The following is a 19,033-nucleotide window of genomic DNA, read 5'->3' as shown; positions in this document are numbered from 1 at the left end:
CAAAATCCCCTGTGGGAGCGAGCAGGCTCGCTCCCACAGGGGATTTGTGTAGCTCCATAAATCGTGGGCAATAAAAAGGCCTCCCGAAGGAGGCCTCTTTTGTCACGCAGCGCTACCGGATCAGCAGCTGTAGTACAGCTCATATTCCAGTGGGTGTACGAAGGTACGGACCTTGATTTCTTCTTCGGATTTCAGCGCGATGTAAGCGTCGATGAAGTCGTCGGAGAATACGCCGCCCTTGGTCAGGAACGCACGGCCCTTGTCCAGCTCTTCCAGGGCTTCTTTCAGGCTGCCGCAAACTTGTGGGATCTCTTTCGCCTCTTCAGGCGGCAGGTCGTACAGGTTTTTGTCAGCGGCATCGCCTGGGTGGATCTTGTTCTGGATGCCGTCCAGACCGGCCATCAGCAGTGCTGCGAAAGCCAGGTACGGGTTGGCAGCCGGATCCGGGAAGCGAGCTTCGATACGACGGCCGCGCGGGCTGTTGACGTACGGAATACGGATCGAGGCGGAACGGTTGCGAGCCGAGTAGGCCAGCATCACCGGTGCTTCGAAACCTGGCACCAGACGCTTGTAGGAGTTGGTGGCCGGGTTGGTGAAGCCGTTCAGGGCCTTACCGTGCTTGATGATACCGCCGATGAAGTACAGGGCGGTTTCGGACAGGCCGGCATAGCCTTCGCCAGCGAAGGTGTTCTTGCCGTCTTTGGCGATGGACATGTGTACGTGCATGCCCGAGCCGTTGTCGCCGTACAGTGGCTTCGGCATGAAGGTCGCAGTGCGGCCGTAAGCGTCGGCAACGTTGTGGACAACGTATTTCAGGGTCTGAACTTCGTCAGCTTTTTTCACCAGGGTGTTGAACTTGACACCGATTTCGTTCTGACCGGCAGTCGCCACTTCGTGGTGGTGAACTTCAACGGTCTGGCCCATCTCTTCCAGTGCGTTGCACATGGCAGTACGGATTTCGTGGTCGTGGTCGAACGGCGGAACCGGGAAGTAGCCGCCTTTGATACCAGGACGGTGGCCTTTGTTGCCGCCTTCGATGTCCTGGTCGGACATCCACGAACCTTGCTCGGAGTAGATCTTGAACATCGAGCCGGAGATGTCGGACTTGAACTTCACTTCGTCGAAGATGAAGAATTCTGGTTCTGGACCGGCGAAGACGGTGTCACCGATACCGGTGGTCTTCAGGTATTCCTCGGCGCGGTGCGCAATGGCGCGCGGGTCGCGATCGTAACCTTGCATGGTCGAAGGTTCGATGATGTCGCAAACCAGGATCAGGGTCGCGTCTTCGGTGAACGGGTCGAGAACGGCAGTGTCGTCGTCCGGCAGCAGGATCATGTCGGAGGCTTCGATGCCTTTCCAGCCAGCGATGGAGGAACCGTCGAACATCTTGCCGACTTCGAAGAAGTCGTCTTCCAGCGCATCGCGAGCCGGCATGGTCACGTGGTGCTGAGTGCCTTTGGTGTCCGTGAAGCGCAGATCAATCCACTTGACGTCATGATCTTTGATGAGTTGAACCGACTTCGACATAGTGTCCTCCGGGTGGCTTAGGGCTTGGTAGTGGATGCCCTTAATTTGGGTGATGCCGGCGCAGATACTCTGCCAAGGCAACCTGCCTCACAAGGGAGCAAATTGCATGCCAGTGCCCCAGCATGGGTTTTTTGCCCCAATTTCACGCTTTCAAAGCAAGAAAGCGCCATAAAGGCGAAATTGTCGCCCCTTAATGTAGCGCTTCAAATCAGAAATGACCCGTTTTGGTGCAAGTGAAACCTTCTGCATATTAACTGGTTAAACCTTGAGCAATTTCCGCTATAATCCGCGCCCCCCTTTTTCGGCTGGCCCTGCGCGCGCTGTTTTCATGAAACTAATCGTAAAAGTCTTCCCCGAGATCACCATCAAAAGCCGCCCTGTCCGGATGCGTTTCATCCGCCAGCTGGCCAAGAACATCCGCGCCGTGCTCCGCGATCTGGACCCGGCCGTGGTGGTGAACGGTGTGTGGGACAATCTCGAGCTGGAAACCCGCGTTACCGACCCCAAAGCCTTGAAAGAGATGGGTGAGCGCCTGACCTGCACCCCGGGTGTCGCGCACTTTCTGCAGATCGACGAATACCCGCTGGGCGACTTCGACGACATCACCGAGAAGTGCAAACAGCACTACGGCGATGTGCTGGCCGGGAAGATTTTCTCGGTGCGCTGCAAGCGTGCAGGCAAGCATCCGTTCAGCTCGATGGACGTCGAAAAATACGTCGGCAGCAAGCTGCGTCGCGAGTGCGGGGCGGCCGGAATCGACCTCAAAGATCCGGAAATCGAAGTTCGCATCGAAGTTCGCGACCAACGGTTGTTTGTCATCCACAGCCAGCACAATGGCATCGGCGGTTACCCGCTCGGCGCCCTGGAGCAGACGCTGGTATTGATGTCCGGCGGCTTTGACTCGACGGTTGCCGCGTACCAGATCATGCGCCGCGGCCTGATGGCGCATTTCTGCTTCTTCAATCTGGGCGGACGTGCCCACGAATTGGGCGTGATGGAAGTCGCGCATTTCATCTGGAAGAAGTACGGCAGCTCGCAACGCGTGCTATTTGTCAGTGTTCCGTTCGAAGAAGTGTTGGGCGAAATTCTCGGCAAAGTCGATAACAGTCATATGGGCGTCGTATTGAAGCGTATGATGTTGCGCGCATCGTCGGCCATCGCCGACCGGCTGCACATCGACGCGCTGGTCACCGGCGAAGCGATTTCCCAGGTATCGAGCCAGACGCTGCCGAACCTGTCGGTGATCGACTGCGTGACCGACAAACTGGTCCTGCGCCCGCTGATCGTCGCGCACAAGCAGGACATCATCGACACGGCCATCGAGATCGGCACCGCCGATTTCGCCCGGCACATGCCGGAGTACTGCGGGGTCATCTCGGTCAATCCGAAGACCGCCGCCAAGCGCCACCGTGTTGAGCACGAAGAGAAAGAATTCGACATGGCGGTCCTCGAGCGTGCGCTCGAAAACGCCAAACTGGTGCCGATCGATCGAGTGATCGACGAATTGGGCCAGGACTTGCAGATCGAAGAAGTCGGCGAAGCGCTGGCCGGTCAGATCGTCATCGACATCCGTCACCCGGATGCGGCCGAGGATGACCCGCTGGAACTCGCCGGCATAGAAGTACAGACGATGCCGTTCTACGCAGTGAACGCTCGTTTCAAGGAGCTGGATCCGACTCGCCAGTACCTGCTGTATTGCGACAAAGGCGTGATGAGTCGCCTGCATGCTCACCATTTGCTCAGTGAGGGGCATGCCAATGTGCGCGTTTATCGACCGAGCTAAGTGCCCGGGGCTGTTTGCCTGTGGCCTGCGTCACCGGCCCCCCGACACCGCCGTCAAGCTGTAACGGCCATGCCGGACACTACTGTTAATCGCTGCCAAGACTTGTCAGCAAACCGAATCCTCTGATCGAGATACACAAGTGATCGAAAATCTACGTAACATCGCCATCATTGCCCACGTTGACCATGGTAAGACCACCCTGGTAGACAAACTCCTGCGTCAATCCGGCACCCTGGAGCGCAACGAGCTCAACGACGAGCGCGTGATGGACTCCAACGACCAGGAAAAAGAGCGCGGTATTACCATCCTGGCGAAAAACACCGCCATCAACTGGAACGGCTACCACATCAACATCGTGGACACCCCGGGCCACGCCGACTTCGGCGGCGAAGTAGAACGCGTAATGTCGATGGTTGACTCCGTTCTGCTGCTGGTTGACGCTCAAGACGGCCCTATGCCGCAAACCCGTTTCGTGACCAAGAAGGCGTTCGAAGCCGGCCTGCGTCCAATCGTGGTGATCAACAAGGTTGACCGTCCAGGCGCGCGTCCGGACTGGGTTCTGGACCAGATCTTCGACCTGTTCGACAACCTCGGTGCGACCGAAGAACAACTGGACTTCCAGGTTGTTTACGCTTCGGCCCTGAACGGCATCGCCGGTCTGGACCACACCGCCATGGGCGAAGACATGACTGCGCTGTACCAGGCAGTGGTCGACCACGTTCCGCCTCCGGCTGTTGACCGTGACGGTCCGTTCCAGATGCAGATCTCCGCTCTGGACTACAACAGCTTCCTGGGTGTTATCGGTGTTGGCCGTATCGCTCGTGGTCGCGTCAAGCCGAACACTCCGGTTGTCGCAATCAGCGCCGACGGCAAGCGCCGCAACGGTCGTATCCTGAAGCTGATGGGTCACCACGGTCTGCACCGCATTGACGTTGAAGAAGCAGCAGCCGGCGACATCGTCTGCATCAGCGGCTTCGACGAGCTGTTCATCTCCGACACCCTGTGCGACATCAACACCGTCGAGGCGATGAAGCCGCTGACCGTTGACGAGCCAACCGTTTCCATGACCTTCCAGGTAAACGATTCGCCATTCTGCGGTAAAGAAGGCAAGTTCGTGACCTCCCGTAACATCAAGGATCGTCTGGACAAAGAGCTGCTGTACAACGTTGCACTGCGCGTTGAAGAAGGCGACTCGGCTGACAAGTTCAAGGTTTCCGGCCGTGGTGAACTGCACCTCTCGGTACTGATCGAAACCATGCGTCGCGAAGGCTTCGAGTTGGCCCTGGGCCGTCCTGAAGTGATCATCCGTGAAGTTGACGGCGTGAAGCAGGAACCGTTCGAAAACGTCACCATCGACATCCCTGAAGAATCCCAGGGCAAGGTCATGGAAGAGATGGGTCTGCGTAAAGGCGACCTGAGCAACATGGTGCCGGATGGCAAGGGCCGTGTTCGTCTGGAATACAACATCCCTGCTCGCGGTCTGATCGGTTTCCGTAACCAGTTCCTGACCCTGACCAACGGTGCTGGCATCCTGACCTCGATCTTCGACCGTTACGCGCCAGTGAAGTCGGGCCACATGTCCGGCCGTCAGAACGGCGTTCTGGTTTCGGTTGAAACCGGCAAGGCACTGACCTACTCGCTGGAAACCCTGCAGGCTCGTGGCAAGCTGTTCGTAGAACACGGCCAGGAGATCTACAACGGTCAAATCGTTGGTCAGAACAGCCGCGACAACGACCTAGGTGTGAACCCAACCAAAGGCAAGAAGCTCGACAACATGCGTGCTTCGGGTAAAGACGAAACCATCGCTCTGGTACCACCTGTTCGCTTCACTCTGGAACAGGCTCTGGAATACATCCAGGAAGACGAGCTGTGCGAAGTCACTCCTAAGTCCATCCGTCTTCGCAAGAAGATCCTGGACGAAAGCGAGCGTACCCGCGCTGCCAAGAAAGCCAAGGCGTAATTCAGCCCGAGCTTGAAAAAAACGCCCCCGGTCGCGAGACCGGGGGCGTTTTTGTTTGTCTGGGCTTTGTCCGGGGTTTGTGTTGGCCCCTTCGCGAGCGGGCTCGCTCCCACGGGGGAACACATTCCCATGTGGGAGCGAGCCTGCTCGCGAAGGCGGCGGATCAGCCACCACAAATTTCAGGAAAGGTCAGAACTTCTCGATCGACCGCGAATTCTGCACCCGCTCGACTTCTTTCGGCTTGTACGCGCAATACCCTGGCCGCGGGCCGATTTTCGGGTGGTTGCGGCAGGTGTCCGGGCGCTTGTCATAAATGGTGCACAGGCGGCTTTTACGATCCAGGTAGTAGCAATCGTTGTTGCTCATGCGCTGCAGGGTGAAGATCCCCGATTTCTGGTTGAAGCGCTCGACCAGCCCTTCCTTTTGCAGGCGCTTGGCGATGTTCTTCGGCGGATCGCCCAGCTCGAACTCGTCGACCACGCCGATGCGTACCAGGTCCTTGATCTTGACCTCGACCGGCAGGGTGCAGCAGCTGGAGACACAAGAGCCGCACATCGGGGCCGAATATTTGGCCCACGTATCGAGACGGTCGATCTCGGCGGCGGCAATCAGGTTGGGCTTCATCATCGGGGGTTACCAGGCGTGTGTGCATCAGGGCGCGCGATCATACCGGGACTGGTGGATTTTTGAACAACCTTTCGCCAGATTTTTGCAAACGCCGTGTAAATGCCATTCAGTCCGGCACGGCCCCTGCATTCATTAGTCCACTCGCCAAGGTAATGCCGGGCTATCTCACCGTCTTCGGAAAAACTGCCGAACCTGCGCCCCTACCGTCGGTCAGACCGTCTAGGCTCAGACAATTCCCCGCTCGCTCGAGGTCCTATCGATGACTCAAGAACCACTAGTTCGCGAAGCAGAGGTGGCCGCATTCCGCGATGCCGTCCTGACCAAGCTCACCTATGCGGTGGGCAAAGACCCGGATCACGCCTTTGACCATGACTGGTTCGAAGCCATTGCCCTGGCGGCACGCGACCACATGGTCGAACACTGGATGGACCACACCCGGCAGATCTACCGCAAAGGCCAGAAGCGGGTGTATTACCTCTCGCTGGAATTTCTCATCGGCCGTTTGCTCTACGACAGCCTGAGCAACCTCGGCCTGCTCGACGTCGCCCGTGAAGCGCTGACCGAACTGGGTGTCGATCTGGAACGCATTCGCCTGCTGGAACCCGATGCGGCGCTCGGCAACGGTGGTCTCGGGCGTCTGGCCGCGTGCTTCATGGAAAGCATGTCGACCCTCGGCATTGCCGGGCACGGTTACGGCATTCGTTATGAACACGGGTTGTTCCGCCAGGCCATCGTCGATGGCTGGCAGCAGGAGCAGACCGAACACTGGCTGGATTTCGGCAACCCGTGGGAATTCGAGCGTCCGGAAGTGGTGTACACCATCGGCTTCGGCGGCAGCGTCGAAACCGTCACCGATGCCAGTGGCAAGACCAAACAGGTCTGGTCGCCGGCAGAAACCGTACGGGCGATTGCCTACGACACGCCGGTGGTCGGCTGGCGTGGGGCGAGCGTCAACACCTTGCGCCTGTGGCGTGCCCGCGCCATGGAAGACTTGCACCTTGAGCGCTTCAACGCCGGTGACCACTTGGGCGCGGTGGCTGAGGTAGCCCGCGCCGAAAGTATTTCCCGGGTGCTTTACCCGGCGGACAGCACCGAAGCGGGGCAGGAACTGCGCCTGCGTCAGGAATATTTCTTCGTCGCGGCTTCGCTGCAGGATTTGCTGCGTCGCCATCGCAACATGCACACCTCGGTGCTGACCCTGGGCGACCACGCAGCGATTCAGCTCAACGACACCCACCCCTCGATTGCCGTCGCTGAACTGATGCGGCAACTGGTCGACGTCTACGACGTGGCCTGGGATGCGGCGTGGCAAGTCACCGTCGACACACTGTCGTACACCAACCACACGCTGTTGCCCGAGGCGCTGGAAACCTGGCCGGTCGGCCTGATGGAGCGCATGCTGCCGCGGCACATGCAGATCATTTACCTGATCAACGCGCAGCACATCGACTCGCTGCGCGCCAAGGGCATTCATGATTTCGACGTGCTGCGCGCGGTGTCGCTGATCGAAGAAGACAACGGTCGTCGGGTGCGCATGGGCAACCTCGCGTTCCTCGGTTCGCACAGCGTCAACGGCGTTTCCGGGCTCCACACGCAATTGATGCGCAAGACCGTGTTCGCCGAACTGCACAAGCTCTACCCGGAGCGGATCAACAACAAAACCAACGGCATCACCTTCCGCCGCTGGTTGTTCCAGGCCAACTCCGAACTGACCTCGATGCTGGTCGACTCCCTCGGCCCGCAGGTGCTGGATAACCCGGAAGAGCGCTTGCTCGACCTCGAACCGTTCGCCGAGCAACCCGCCTTCCGCAAAGCCTTCGCCGAACAGCGCCTGCACAGCAAAAAGGCCCTGGCCTACCTGATTCACGAGCGGCTGGGGATCGCGGTCAATCCGGCGGCGATGTTCGACGTGCAGGTCAAACGGATCCACGAATACAAGCGCCAGTTGCTCAACCTGATGCACACGGTGGCGCTGTATCAGGCGATTCGTGCCGAGCCGGAAGTGGACTGGGTGCCGCGGGTGAAGATCTTCGCCGGTAAAGCGGCCGCGAGTTATCACCAGGCCAAACTGATCATCAAGCTGACCAACGACATCGCCCGGGTAGTGAACAACGACCCGACCGTGCGTGGTTTGCTGAAGGTGGTGTTCCTGCCCAACTACAACGTCAGCCTCGCCGAGAGCATCATTCCAGCGGCGGACTTGTCCGAGCAGATTTCCACTGCCGGCTTCGAAGCGTCGGGCACCAGTAACATGAAGTTAGGCCTCAACGGTGCGCTGACCATCGGTACCCTCGACGGTGCCAATGTGGAAATGTGCGAGCAGATCGGCGCCGAGCATATGTTCATCTTCGGCCTCAGTGCGCAGCAGGTTGAAGCGCGCAAACAGAACCACGAGTTCAGCGCCGCGCCGGACATCGCCGCGTCGCATCGTTTGAGCGACGTGCTGCAAGCGATCCGCAGTGGCGTGTTCTCGCCGGATGACACGTCGCGCTATACCGGGCTGATTGATTCGCTGGTGGACTACGACCGCTTCCTGGTCTGCGCCGACTTCGATTCCTACTGGGAAGCGCAAAAACGCGTCGATGCGCACTGGCACGACGCCAACAACTGGTGGCGTTCGGCAGTGCTCAACACGGCGCGGATGGGCTGGTTTTCCTCTGACCGGACCATTCGTGAGTACGCCACGGATATCTGGAAGGCACTGGAGTAATTTTCTGCAACAAATGTGCGCAAGGCCCAACGTTTGTTGGGCCGGATCGATATACTGAGCGCCGGTTACCGGCAGCGCCAGTCACCACCAATCCAATGTGGGAGCGAGCCTGCTCGCGAAGCGGTTGTCATGTTAAACAGAAATGTTGGCTGACAAACCGCTTTCGCGAGCAGGCTCGCTCCCACAGGGTTTGTGCCTAGACTGAAGCAATTGCCGGGATTGCCCCGCCTCGGGGCTGCTTAGGGATATCGACCATGCAATGGATGTTCATGTTGATCGGGCTGCTGCTCGGCTGGCTACTCGATGAGTCGTTCAGTGCCGCGCTGCTGGGTGCACTGCTTGGGCTGGCGATCGGGCAAACGCTGCGCATCGCCCGTCTTGGCTCGCAGGCCTCCGAACAACAGCGCCAACTGGAGCAGGCCAAAGTCGCCTTGCAGGCTGTCGAGCAGCGTCTGTTCCTGCTTGAAGGTGCCGGCGTGCGCACTACGCCGCCGAGCATGGCGCCGACGCCGGACGCTGCCGTCGACCCCGTCATCGTTGCCGAACAAGCATCCGCCGCCACCCCTGAGCTGGTCTGGGAACTGCCGCCCGAACTCGAACCGATCTCTGCCGTTGCCAGCGAAACCAGCCAGCCGCTGCCGGCCGATGTCTGGCGTCTGGACGCCGTCACCGACGAGCCTGCAGTCCCCACACAACCGGCCGAACCCCGTGGCCCGAACCTGATCGAGCGCGGCATCAGCGCTGCGCGCAACTGGCTGTTCGGCGGCAACACGGTGTTGCGGGTCGGCGTGGTGCTGTTGTTTTTCGGTCTGGCGTTCCTGCTGCGCTATGCCACCGAAGGCATGGTGGTGCCGATCGAATTGCGTTATGCCGGCGTCGCGGCGGCGGCGTTGGCCCTGCTGGCGCTGGGTTGGTGGTTGCGTCGGCGCAACAGCAGCTACGCGCTGATTCTGCAGGGCACCGGGATCGCGGTGCTGTACCTGACGGTGTTTGCGGCGATGCGTCTGCATCCGTTGCTTGATCCGTCCGCCGCGCTGGGGTTGCTGGTGGCGGTCACGGTGTTTTCGGCCATTCTCGCCATCACCCAGGATGCGCTGGGATTGGCGGCGGCTGCAGCATTGGGCGGGTTCGCCGCGCCGATCCTGACCTCGACCGGGGAGGGCAATCACGTCGCGCTGTTCAGCTATTTCGCGTTGCTCAATGCCGGCATTCTCGCCATCGCCTGGTTCAAGGCCTGGCGCCTGCTGAACCTGATCGGATTCGTTGGCACGTTCGGCATCGGTTTCGCCTGGGGGCAGCGTTCGTATGCGCCCGAGTTGCTGTGGAGCACCGAACCGTTCCTGATTCTGTTCTTCCTGATGTACCTGGCCATCGGCCTGTTGTTTGCCCGGCGCAAGTTGCTCGACATGCCCGATGCGCCGGCAGACGGCGATCGCGAAGCACTGCTGCACTGGTCGGCGCGCAAGGGCGACTACGTCGACGGCACAATGCTGTTCGGCCCGCCGCTCGTGGGCTTCGGTTTGCAGTTTGCGCTGGTGCAGCACCTGGAATTCGCCGCTGCGTTCAGCGCACTCGCACTGGGCGTGATCTACATGGGCCTGGCCCGGTTACTGATGGGTGGTCGCGCTTTGTTGCTGGGTGAAACCTGTCTGGCGCTGGGGGTGATTTTCGCCAGTCTGGCGATCCCGCTAGGCCTCGATGCACGCTGGACCTCAGCAGCGTGGGCAGTGGAGGGCGCGGGGATTTTCTGGCTCGGCCTGCGTCAGCAGCGGCCGTTCGCCCGAGCGTTTGCCCTGTTGCTGCAACTGGGTTCGGCGCTGGCGTTCCTCAGTCAGCTGCGGGTCGGCGAAAGCAGCCTGCTCGACGGCGCACCGTTGGGCGCGTTGATGCTCGGCCTCGCGCTGCTGTTCAGTTTCTATCAATTGCGCAAAGCCTCGGCGGAACAGGCTTCGCCGTGGGAGCGCCAGGGTTTGCCGGTGCTGGCGGCGCTGGGCCTGACCTTCCTGTATTTGCTGGCGCCGCTGTTTTTCTTTGTTCAGGCGACAGCGATCAGTTGGGCCTTGGCCGGATTGGTGACCCTGTTTGTCGGCCTGCGCCTGCAATCGCGTACGTTCCTGTTCACCGCGTTTGCCGTGCAGTTGCTGGGTGGTGCGTTGTTCCTGTTACGTCTGCAAGGCGCAGGCGAGGATTCGGCGGCGGTGTTCAGCGCCGGGTGGAGCGGGTTGCTCAGCGCATCGCTGATCGGTCTGGCGTTGATCGCCGGGATGTTGCTGGCGGCACGGGACGAGATGGTGCGCGGTGATGTGCGGCTGCTGCGCGGGTTGTCGGTGGTGTTGCTGGCGGGGTTGGTGCTGATCAATCTGGCGGTGCTGTTCGTGCTGCCGTGGCAAACCGCGAGTGCGGTGTGGGCGGCCAGCGGCTTGCTGATCATCTGGCTGAGCCTGTACCTCAAGCAGCGCGTGAGTTTTGTTTTCGGTCTGTTGTTGCAGTTGATCGGCGGCGCGGCGTTCTTGTTGGCCGGCCCCGAGTTGCTCGGGCCGCTGTCCAGCGAAGGTCTGCGGCCGTTGGCCCATGGCGGTTTCTGGACGCCGCTGGTATTGGGGCTGGCCGCGCTGGTCGGTGCCTGGCGCCTGCAACTGGGCAATCATGCCTCGGCGTTCGATGCGTTGAGTTTGCAGCGTCTGTCTGAAGTGCTTTTGGTGTGGGGCGCCGGTTGGTGGGCGTTGGCGTGGGTCAGTGAGGTGCTGCGTTTTGCGCCGTTGAATCTGCAGGCGCCGCTGTTGCTGCTGGTCGCTGCGCTGAGTGTGGTGCTGTGGACATTGTTGTCGCTGCGTTTGAAATGGCCGGCGCTGGGTCTGCTCTGCACCTTGCTGATTCCGGCGGCGGGGCTGGTGCTGCTGGCGGCGTGGCATTCGCGTTATCACCCGGCAGCAAATGTCGGCTGGCTGGCGTGGGTGCTGGTGTTCATCGTGCACTTCTTCAGCTTGCGGCGTCTGGCGCCGATGTTGCCGGCACGGGCCTTGAGCACGGCGCATGTGCTGGGTTGCTGGCTGCTGATCGGCGTGCTGGCGCTGGAATTGCGTTACGGCCTGTTGCTGTTGTCCGAGCAATACAACGCCTGGCGCTGGCTCGGCTGGGCGATCCTGCCGAGCCTGTATCTGTTGCTGGCGGCGGCTCCACGCAACTGGCCTTGGCCGGTGGCCGCGTTCTCGCGCGAATATCGTTTGTATGCCGCTGCGCCGTTGGCAGTGCTGATGCTGGCGTGGTTCTGGCTGGCCAACGGCTTCAGCGACGGCAATGCCGAACCGCTGCCGTACGTACCGCTGGTCAACCCGCTGGAATTGGGCCTGCTGTTTGCCCTGTTCGGGGTGTACGTGTGGTCGCGCCATGCGGTGACGCAGTTTGCCCTGCGCAAGGATTACGCCGAGTACGCCACGCAACTGGTCGCCGGGGTTTCGCTGTTCGCCTTTTGTACCGCGCTGGTGACCCGCGCCGCTCACCATTGGGCGGGGATCCCGTTCGAGCTGGATCTGCTGCTCGAATCGATGCTGGTGCAGGCCGGGTTGTCCATCGTCTGGACCCTGATGGCATTGGGTCTGATGATCGGCGGGCATTTGCGTCACCGGCGCGAAGTGTGGCTGATCGGCGCGGCGCTGATTGCGCTGGTGGTGGCCAAACTGATTTTTGTCGAATTGAGCAACCGTGGCGGCCTCGCCCGGATCGTCTCGTTTATCGGCGTCGGCGTGTTGCTGTTGGTGGTGGGCTACTTTGCGCCGCTGCCGCCTAAGCGTGTCGAAGCCGAACCGGAGGCGGACAAACCCGTGCCGGATACCGAAGGAGTTTCATCTTGAGTCGCATGCTGAATCTGGGGTGGTTGGCGCTGGGCGTAGTGATGGCTGCCGGCGCGCAGGAAAAACCGGCGGACTTCGCCACGCAGGTGCCGCTGGCGGTGAGCGGTAACGGCCCGTGGTATCGCCTCGACCTGCCGCTGAGCGCGCAATTGCAGGCACGCCAGACCGATCTCAGCGACCTGCGCGTGTTCAACGCTGCTGGCGAGCCGCAGGCCTACGCCCTGGCCCGGGAATCGGCGCAGACCCGCGACGACGGGCAGTTGCATGAAGTGAAGTGGTTTCCGTTGTACAACGCCGCCGACGCCAGCGAGCGGGCGCCGAACGTGCGCGTGCAATCGACCACCACCGGCACGCTGGTGGAAGTGCAGCCGTCAACTCAGTTGGAGGCCGGCGAAGAGGTGTTGCGTGGCTGGCTGCTCGATGCCAGCGCGATCAAGGCGCCGCTGCAGCAGTTGATCCTCGACTGGACCAGCGAGCGCGACGGCTTCCAGCGCTTCAGCATCGAGGCCAGTGATGACCTGCAGCATTGGCAGGCGTGGGGCGAAGGGCAGGTGGCGCGCCTGACGTTTTCCGACGAGCGCATCGAGCAGCATGAGGTGACGCTGCCGGGGCAATCCGCGCGTTATCTGCGTCTGCTGTGGGAGGCGTCCACCTCGGCACCCATCCTCACTGCGGTGCAATTGAAAAGCAGCGATCCACGCAACGTGCCGCTGCCGTTGGTCTGGTCGCAAGCGTTGACGGGCAGCAGCACCCAATCCGGCGAGTACACCTGGCAGTTGCCGATGGGGCTGAATGTCGAGCGGGTGCAGGTCGAGTTGAAACAACCGAACAGTCTGGCGCCGGTCACCCTCGCGGGCCGCCGCGAAAGCAGCCTGCCGTGGCAGCCCCTGAGCAACGGTTTGCTGTATCGCCTGACCCAGAACGGTCAGGACGTGGTGCAAAACGAATTACAGTTGTACGGGCAAACCGTGCAGCAGTTGAAACTGAGCGTGGACGAGCGCGGCGGCGGTCTGGGTGAACAGGCACCGAGCCTGAAGTACGCGGTGCGGGCGACCCAGGTGATTTTCCTCGCACGGGGTGACGGGCCTTACAGCCTGGCGCTGGGCAATCCGACGGTGAAAACCGCGAACTTGCCGCTGAGCACGCTGATTCCGGATTTCAAACCGCAGAAGCTCGCGACGCTGGGCAAGGCGACGGTGCAGGGCGACGTGGTCACCACGCCGACCGCCCCGGCCACCACAGCGGCGGTGGCCGAAACCAACTGGAAGAAAATCGGCTTGTGGGCGGTGTTGCTGGTGAGTGTGGTGTTCCTCGGGGTGATGGCGGCAAGTCTGTTGCGCAAGCCGCCAACCAATTCCTGAGAATGGCTGGCGCTGCGCGCCATTCGCGAGCAGGCTCGCTCCCACAGTGGATCTTCAATGGGCGCCCATTCAGCGGTCACCCCGATTCCCTGTGGGAGCGAGCCTGCTCGCGAAAGCGGCGTGTCGACCAATACAGATTCTGAACTGATCAATGAACCCCCCAGCCCCCCGTCCGATTTCCAACTACGCTCAATCCGGTGCCTGAACTCTCTCGACCCGATCACGTCTGATACAAGCAATTGCGCCCCAACGCACGTTACCGGGCGTCATCGCTCGCTAGGTTTTCAGACTCCCTGTAAACTGCGCGGGTTTTTAGCCCCCCATTCCACCGGAGCCGTCCATGTCCCGCGTTACCCTGAGTCGCTATTTGATTGAGCAGACCCGCAGCAATAACACTCCTGCCGATCTGCGCTTCCTGATCGAAGTGGTGGCGCGTGCCTGCAAAGAGATCAGCCACGCCGTGTCCAAAGGCGCCCTGGGCGGTGTTCTGGGCAGCATGGGCACTGAAAACGTCCAAGGCGAAGTGCAGAAGAAGCTCGACGTCCTGTCGAACGAGATCCTGCTCGAAGCCAACGAATGGGGCGGTCACCTGGCCGGCATGGCGTCCGAAGAAATGGACAATGCCTACCAGATCCCTGGCAAATACCCGAAAGGCGCCTACTTGCTGGTGTTCGACCCACTGGACGGCTCGTCGAACATCGACATCAACGCCCCGGTCGGCACCATCTTCTCGGTACTGCGCTGCCCGAACGAATACCTGAGCCAGAACGAGCCGCTGAACGAAAAAGCCTTCCTGCAGCCAGGCACCCAGCAGGTTGCTGCCGGTTACGCGATCTACGGCCCGCAGACCATGCTGGTTCTGACCCTGGGCGACGGCGTCAAAGGCTTCACCCTCGATCGCGAAATGGGCAGCTTCGTGCTGACCCACGAAGACATCACCATTCCTGAAACCACCCAGGAATTCGCGATCAACATGTCCAATCAGCGCCACTGGGAAGCCCCGGTACAACGCTACGTCAGCGAACTGCTGGCCGGCGAAGAAGGCCCGCTGAAGAAGAACTACAACATGCGCTGGGTCGCGGCGATGGTGGCTGACGTGCACCGCATCCTGACCCGTGGTGGTCTGTTCATGTACCCACGCGACAGCCGCGAGCCATCCAAGCCGGGCAAACTGCGTCTGATGTACGAAGCCAACCCGATGTCGTTCCTGGTGGAACAGGCCGGCGGCGCGTCCACCGACGGTCACCAGCGCATCCTCGACATTCAGCCCGAAGGCCTGCACCAGCGCGTAGCGGTGTTCCTCGGCTCGAAAGAAGAAGTCGCCCGCGCTACGGCCTACCACAAGGAATAAACCATGACCGCGCCCTGGCAGCCGTTGCTCGATTGGTGGTTCGGACACGCCGAATCACCGCGCGAGATATCGGCTGACAAGGGCACGTTGTGGTTCGGCAAGAAAGACCGCCAAGACCTCGAAGCGCGTGAGCGTTTCGGGGTCTTTGTCGATCAGGCCCTCGCTGGTGAATTGACCGAGTGGACGCAACGTCCCGAAGGTTGGCTGGCGGTGGTGCTGCTGCTCGATCAACTGCCACGCATGATCTTTCGCCATACACCCAAAGCCTTTTCCGGTGATCTGCGCGCGCAGAAACTTGTCGCGCAAGGTATTGCTGCGGATTTCGATCGGCAACTGAAGCCGATTCAACGGGTATTCATTTATCTGGTGTTCGAACACTGCGAAAACCTCGCGGTGCAGAACGAAGCCGTTTCGCGCTTTATCGGTCTGCTGGCTGAACAGCCGGAAGCCGAGCGGGCGGTGTTTGCCGATAACCTGGACTATGCCGAGCGGCATCAGAAGGTGATTGCACGGTTTGGACGGTTTCCGCATCGCAATGCGGTGTTGGGGCGGGAGTCGACGGCTGAGGAGTTGGCGTTTCTCAGTCAGCCTGGGTCACGGTTCTGATTTGTTGAATTCAAGGATTGCCGTTCAACAGTCTCTTCATCAAAAGTGAAGGCAGGCTTTTTCTTGAGTTGGCAATGATATGAACGAAGACGGTTTTTTCCCTGACTTCATAAATGACTCGGTTCATCCCGGAAATGATTTGTCGGTATTGACCAAGATTGAGCTTCTCGATTTCCTCGGGGATTGAACCGGAATAAGGAAGGTCTGCGAGACCAAGAATGGCGATCTTGAGATCAGCGTAGGTACTCTGCCACGTCTGACTCGAGAACTGTTTGATAAGGTAGGTACGGAGTTCTTTGAGATCTGTTTGTGCGGACTGAAGAATAACGACCTTTAAACTCATTGATGGTCGGCCCTGTCCAAGTCCGCGAAAACGTCCTCAGCGTCTCGATACTTGCCTTCCTCAATCTCCCGATTGCCCATTGCCAATAGCTTCAGCAAAGCCATTGTGTCTTCCTGCTCCTCAAAGCTTTTCACGTCCATAACGACAAGCTTGGCTTCACCATTTTGGGTAATGACCAATGGCTCACGGCTTTCAGTGATCGACTTGACGATCTCCGCTGTATGGCTTTTGAGGTAGCTGATCGGTTTGATTTGCGATGAAAGCTTCATGTTTGATTCTCGCCCAAATTGAATAGGACTGAGTTTAGTCTTAATTCAGTCCATCGTCAGTGCGAGCTGACCAGCGTATTTCAACTCAAAGTTCAATCGTCGCTAACGCCGTCATCGCCAGCAGGCGGCCTCCTACAGGGGATATGTGTCGTTCATAAATACCTGTGGGAGCGAGCCTGCTCGCGAAGACGCCGGTGGCCGCGCCTTAGATCCTGAAGCTGCCTACCAGCTGCTTCAAGCGCGCCGCCTGCTGCTCCAGATCCGAGCAAGCACGCAAGGTCGCCTGCAGGTTCTCGACACCTTCCTGATTCAGCGTGTTGATCTCGTTGATGTCGACGTTGATCGACTCGACCACAGCGGTTTGCTCCTCTGTTGCGGTAGCCACCGACTGGTTCATCCCGTCGATCTCGCCGATGCGCTGGGTCACGCTGCCCAGGCGTTCGCCGGCCTGATTGGCGATCCCGACGCTGCTTTCGCTCTCGCGCTGGCTCTCGGTCATGATGCTCACTGCCTGACGCGCGCCGACTTGCAGCTCTTCGATCATCTTCTGCACTTGCTGCGCCGAATCCTGAGTGCGGTGCGCGAGGTTACGCACTTCGTCAGCGACCACGGCGAAACCTCGGCCAGCCTCACCGGCGCGGGCCGCTTCGATCGCGGCGTTGAGTGCCAGCAGGTTGGTCTGCTGCGAGATGCTGGTGATCACTTCCAGAATCTGGCCGATGTTCACCGTGTTGCTGTTGAGGGTTTCGATGTTGCCGCAGGAGTCGCTGATTTTTGCCGACAACTGCTGCATCGCGTGAATGGTTTTATCCACAACCTGCTGACCGTCGACCGCCAGGCTGCGCGCATCGCTGGAGTGCTGCGAGGCGAGGGCGGCGTTCTGGGCGATTTCCTGGGCGGCAGCGCCGAGCTGGTTGATCGCCGCGGCCACGCTGTTGGTGCGGCTGGCCTGCTGATCGGAGTTGTACATCGACGAATTCGATGCGGCGACCACACGCAGGGCGACTTCGTTGACCTGCCCGGTGGCCGACGACACTTCGCGGATCGAGGTATGAATACGCTCGACGAAGCGGTTGAACGACAGGCCCAGCGCGCCGAACTCGTCGTGGCCGTGGATCACCAGCCGCTTGGTCAGGTCGCCTTCGCCTTCGGCGATGTCGTGCATGGCGCGACCCATGGTCAGCAGCGGTTGCATCAGCACGCGGATCAGCATGCCGAGCAGGGCGATGATGATCACCACGGCAATGACCATGGCGATCAGCGCCGAGGTGCGGAATTCGCTGAGCATCGAGAACGCGGTGTCCTTGTCCAGCACCAGCGCCACGTACCAGTCAGCCGATGGCACGCCGTTGACGCGGGTGAACGAAATCAGTTGGGTCTTGCCGTCGAATTCGACTTCTTTCAGGCCCGGGCTGACTTTCGGTGCGCCGTTCGGATAAGCCTCGGCAAGGGTTTTCAGCACCAGTTTGCTGTCCGGGTGAATCAGGATCTTGCCATCGGCGCTGACGATGAACGCATGGCCGTGGCCACCAAAGTTGAGCGAGTTGATGATCGCGCTGACACTGGTCAGGTCGATATCCGCGCCGGCCACACCGATCATCTGGCCTTGACGCTGCACCGGGGTGGCGACGGTGATCACCAGTTTGCCCGACGAAGCGGCGATGTAGGGTTCGGTGACGATGGTCTGCTGCGCGCTATTGGCGGCCTTGTACCAGCCACGGGCGCGCGGGTCGTAATCCGGCGCGCGGTTGCCGGCGGGTACCGAGAACATCACGCCGTCAGCGCCGCCGAAATAGCTGAGCTGGAAATTGCCGGTGTAGGCGGGCAGGTCGATGATGCGCTTGAGGCTGGCCGGCGCGCTGCCGTCGGCGGCGACCTGCTGCGACAGCGATTGCAGCAACTGGATGCGGCTTTCCAGCCAGGTCTGGATGTTGCTGGTCGTCAGACTCCCCAGCTCCTGCATCGAGGCTTCGGTGCTGCTGCTCAGGGCTTCGCGTTGTCGATAGTCGTTGAACAAAATGAAACAGGCGAATGCAACGGCCACCACGAGGGCGGCAGCCAACAAGATCTTGTGGCTGAATTTCATGTTTCTGGTCATCGAATGAACTACCGCGAAGGGGCTGGTCGAGAAAGGGCGGCAATTTGCCACACTCGGGGGCTTTGCGCTGCTCTTATTTCGACCGCAGTGCGCCAAAGATTAGGCGTCTTTGGTGAAATGCGACGAAATGCTCAATAGCCGCAGAAAGTGTCTGATTTGCCGGTAAATGCCAGACGAGCGGAGCGATAAATAGCCATTTCTGAAGGGAACCAGATGAGGGTTTTCTCTTCTAAGCTTCTGGTTGGCACCATGCCATCCCCCTTCCGCTCCAGGAGTTACTTCATGTCGCTGCGATCTATCGCCCTTCTGACTTTTTGCGTGCTGTTGGCCGCGTGCAGCAAGGTCAATCAGGAAAACTATTCCAAGCTTTCGGCCGGCATGGCCAAGGCCGAGGTTGAGACGCTGCTCGGCAAACCCACCGACTGTTCGGGTGCGCTCGGCATGTCCAGTTGCACCTGGGGCGACAAAAACAGCTTTATCAGCGTGCAGTACGCCGGTGACAAAGTGCTGATGTTTTCTGGCCAAGGCCTGAAGTAAACCGGGGCCA

General features: G+C 60.2%; 13 protein-coding genes and 1 pseudogene. 8 read left to right on the top strand and 6 right to left on the bottom strand.

What is annotated here, in order from left to right; all coding sequences use genetic code 11:
- Window positions 1–120: 120 nt before the first annotated feature.
- Window positions 121–1,527 (bottom strand): glutamate--ammonia ligase, encoded by a 1,407-nt coding sequence (glnA, locus tag ACM6HV_RS12575; RefSeq protein ID WP_003220788.1) that lies wholly within the window; start codon window positions 1,525–1,527, stop codon window positions 121–123.
- A gap of 328 nt (window positions 1,528–1,855) precedes the next feature.
- Between glnA and thiI the strand changes: the two genes are divergently transcribed.
- Together thiI and typA are read left to right on the top strand one after the other, a co-directional pair.
- Window positions 1,856–3,310 carry a tRNA uracil 4-sulfurtransferase ThiI gene (gene thiI, locus ACM6HV_RS12570; protein WP_414904324.1) on the top strand — a complete coding sequence of 485 codons (1,455 nt, stop codon included), beginning with the start codon at window positions 1,856–1,858 and terminating at the stop codon, window positions 3,308–3,310.
- A 139-nt stretch (window positions 3,311–3,449) separates the two neighbouring features.
- Entirely contained in the window at window positions 3,450–5,270 is a 1,821-nt protein-coding gene (gene typA, locus ACM6HV_RS12565; RefSeq protein WP_007961739.1) for a translational GTPase TypA, read from the top strand.
- 189 nt (window positions 5,271–5,459) lie between these two features.
- Here the strand turns inward: typA and ACM6HV_RS12560 are convergent, their stop codons facing one another.
- Window positions 5,460–5,897 carry a YkgJ family cysteine cluster protein gene (locus ACM6HV_RS12560; protein ID WP_007961740.1) on the bottom strand — a complete coding sequence of 146 codons (438 nt, stop codon included), beginning with the start codon at window positions 5,895–5,897 and terminating at the stop codon, window positions 5,460–5,462.
- 259 nt (window positions 5,898–6,156) lie between these two features.
- Here ACM6HV_RS12560 and ACM6HV_RS12555 point away from each other — a divergent pair, with 259 nt between their 5' ends.
- The 5 genes from ACM6HV_RS12555 to ACM6HV_RS12535 all read left to right on the top strand — a co-directional run bounded on the left by ACM6HV_RS12555 (window position 6,157) and on the right by ACM6HV_RS12535 (window position 15,776).
- Window positions 6,157–8,607, top strand: a complete 2,451-nt coding sequence (locus ACM6HV_RS12555; RefSeq protein ID WP_414904323.1) for a glycogen/starch/alpha-glucan phosphorylase — start codon at window positions 6,157–6,159, stop codon at window positions 8,605–8,607.
- Between the two features lie 254 nt (window positions 8,608–8,861).
- Window positions 8,862–12,458 carry a DUF2339 domain-containing protein gene (locus tag ACM6HV_RS12550; protein WP_414904322.1) on the top strand — a complete coding sequence of 1,199 codons (3,597 nt, stop codon included), beginning with the start codon at window positions 8,862–8,864 and terminating at the stop codon, window positions 12,456–12,458.
- A complete protein-coding gene (locus ACM6HV_RS12545; protein ID WP_145595923.1) occupies window positions 12,455–13,819 on the top strand; it encodes a DUF3999 domain-containing protein in 1,365 nt (454 codons plus the stop codon). The genes ACM6HV_RS12550 and ACM6HV_RS12545 overlap by 4 nt, the downstream gene beginning before the upstream one ends.
- Window positions 13,820–14,159: 340 nt before the next feature.
- Window positions 14,160–15,170: a class 1 fructose-bisphosphatase gene (locus tag ACM6HV_RS12540; protein ID WP_007961744.1), complete on the top strand. Its 1,011-nt coding sequence runs from the start codon at window positions 14,160–14,162 to the stop codon at window positions 15,168–15,170.
- Between the two features lie 3 nt (window positions 15,171–15,173).
- Window positions 15,174–15,776 carry a DUF924 family protein gene (locus tag ACM6HV_RS12535; RefSeq protein ID WP_414904321.1) on the top strand — a complete coding sequence of 201 codons (603 nt, stop codon included), beginning with the start codon at window positions 15,174–15,176 and terminating at the stop codon, window positions 15,774–15,776.
- 10 nt (window positions 15,777–15,786) lie between these two features.
- Here ACM6HV_RS12535 and ACM6HV_RS12530 read toward each other — a convergent pair whose 3' ends face one another.
- The 4 genes and pseudogenes from ACM6HV_RS12530 to ACM6HV_RS12515 all read right to left on the bottom strand — a co-directional run.
- The gene (locus ACM6HV_RS12530; protein ID WP_145595928.1) at window positions 15,787–16,119 is read right to left on the bottom strand and encodes a type II toxin-antitoxin system RelE/ParE family toxin; all 333 of its coding nucleotides are present in this window, start codon (window positions 16,117–16,119) and stop codon (window positions 15,787–15,789) included.
- Window positions 16,116–16,388 carry a type II toxin-antitoxin system Phd/YefM family antitoxin gene (locus tag ACM6HV_RS12525; protein ID WP_047290864.1) on the bottom strand — a complete coding sequence of 91 codons (273 nt, stop codon included), beginning with the start codon at window positions 16,386–16,388 and terminating at the stop codon, window positions 16,116–16,118. Before ACM6HV_RS12525 ends, ACM6HV_RS12530 begins: the two co-directional genes overlap by 4 nt.
- A 205-nt stretch (window positions 16,389–16,593) precedes the next feature.
- Window positions 16,594–17,358: a methyl-accepting chemotaxis protein gene (locus ACM6HV_RS12520; RefSeq protein WP_371260421.1), complete on the bottom strand. Its 765-nt coding sequence runs from the start codon at window positions 17,356–17,358 to the stop codon at window positions 16,594–16,596.
- 93 nt (window positions 17,359–17,451) lie between these two features.
- Window positions 17,452–18,474: pseudogene (locus ACM6HV_RS12515) on the bottom strand (cache domain-containing sensor histidine kinase); the annotation flags it as partial.
- Window positions 18,475–18,768: 294 nt separating this feature from the next.
- Here ACM6HV_RS12515 and ACM6HV_RS12510 point away from each other — a divergent pair.
- Window positions 18,769–19,023 carry a hypothetical protein gene (locus tag ACM6HV_RS12510; protein ID WP_003220802.1) on the top strand — a complete coding sequence of 85 codons (255 nt, stop codon included), beginning with the start codon at window positions 18,769–18,771 and terminating at the stop codon, window positions 19,021–19,023.
- Window positions 19,024–19,033 lie beyond the last annotated feature (10 nt).

The sequence above is a fragment of the Pseudomonas sp. IT-P260 genome, assembly GCF_949768395.1.
Classification (GTDB): Bacteria; Pseudomonadota; Gammaproteobacteria; order Pseudomonadales; family Pseudomonadaceae; genus Aquipseudomonas; species Aquipseudomonas parakoreensis.
This window is presented reverse-complemented; position numbering and strand designations above follow the sequence as displayed.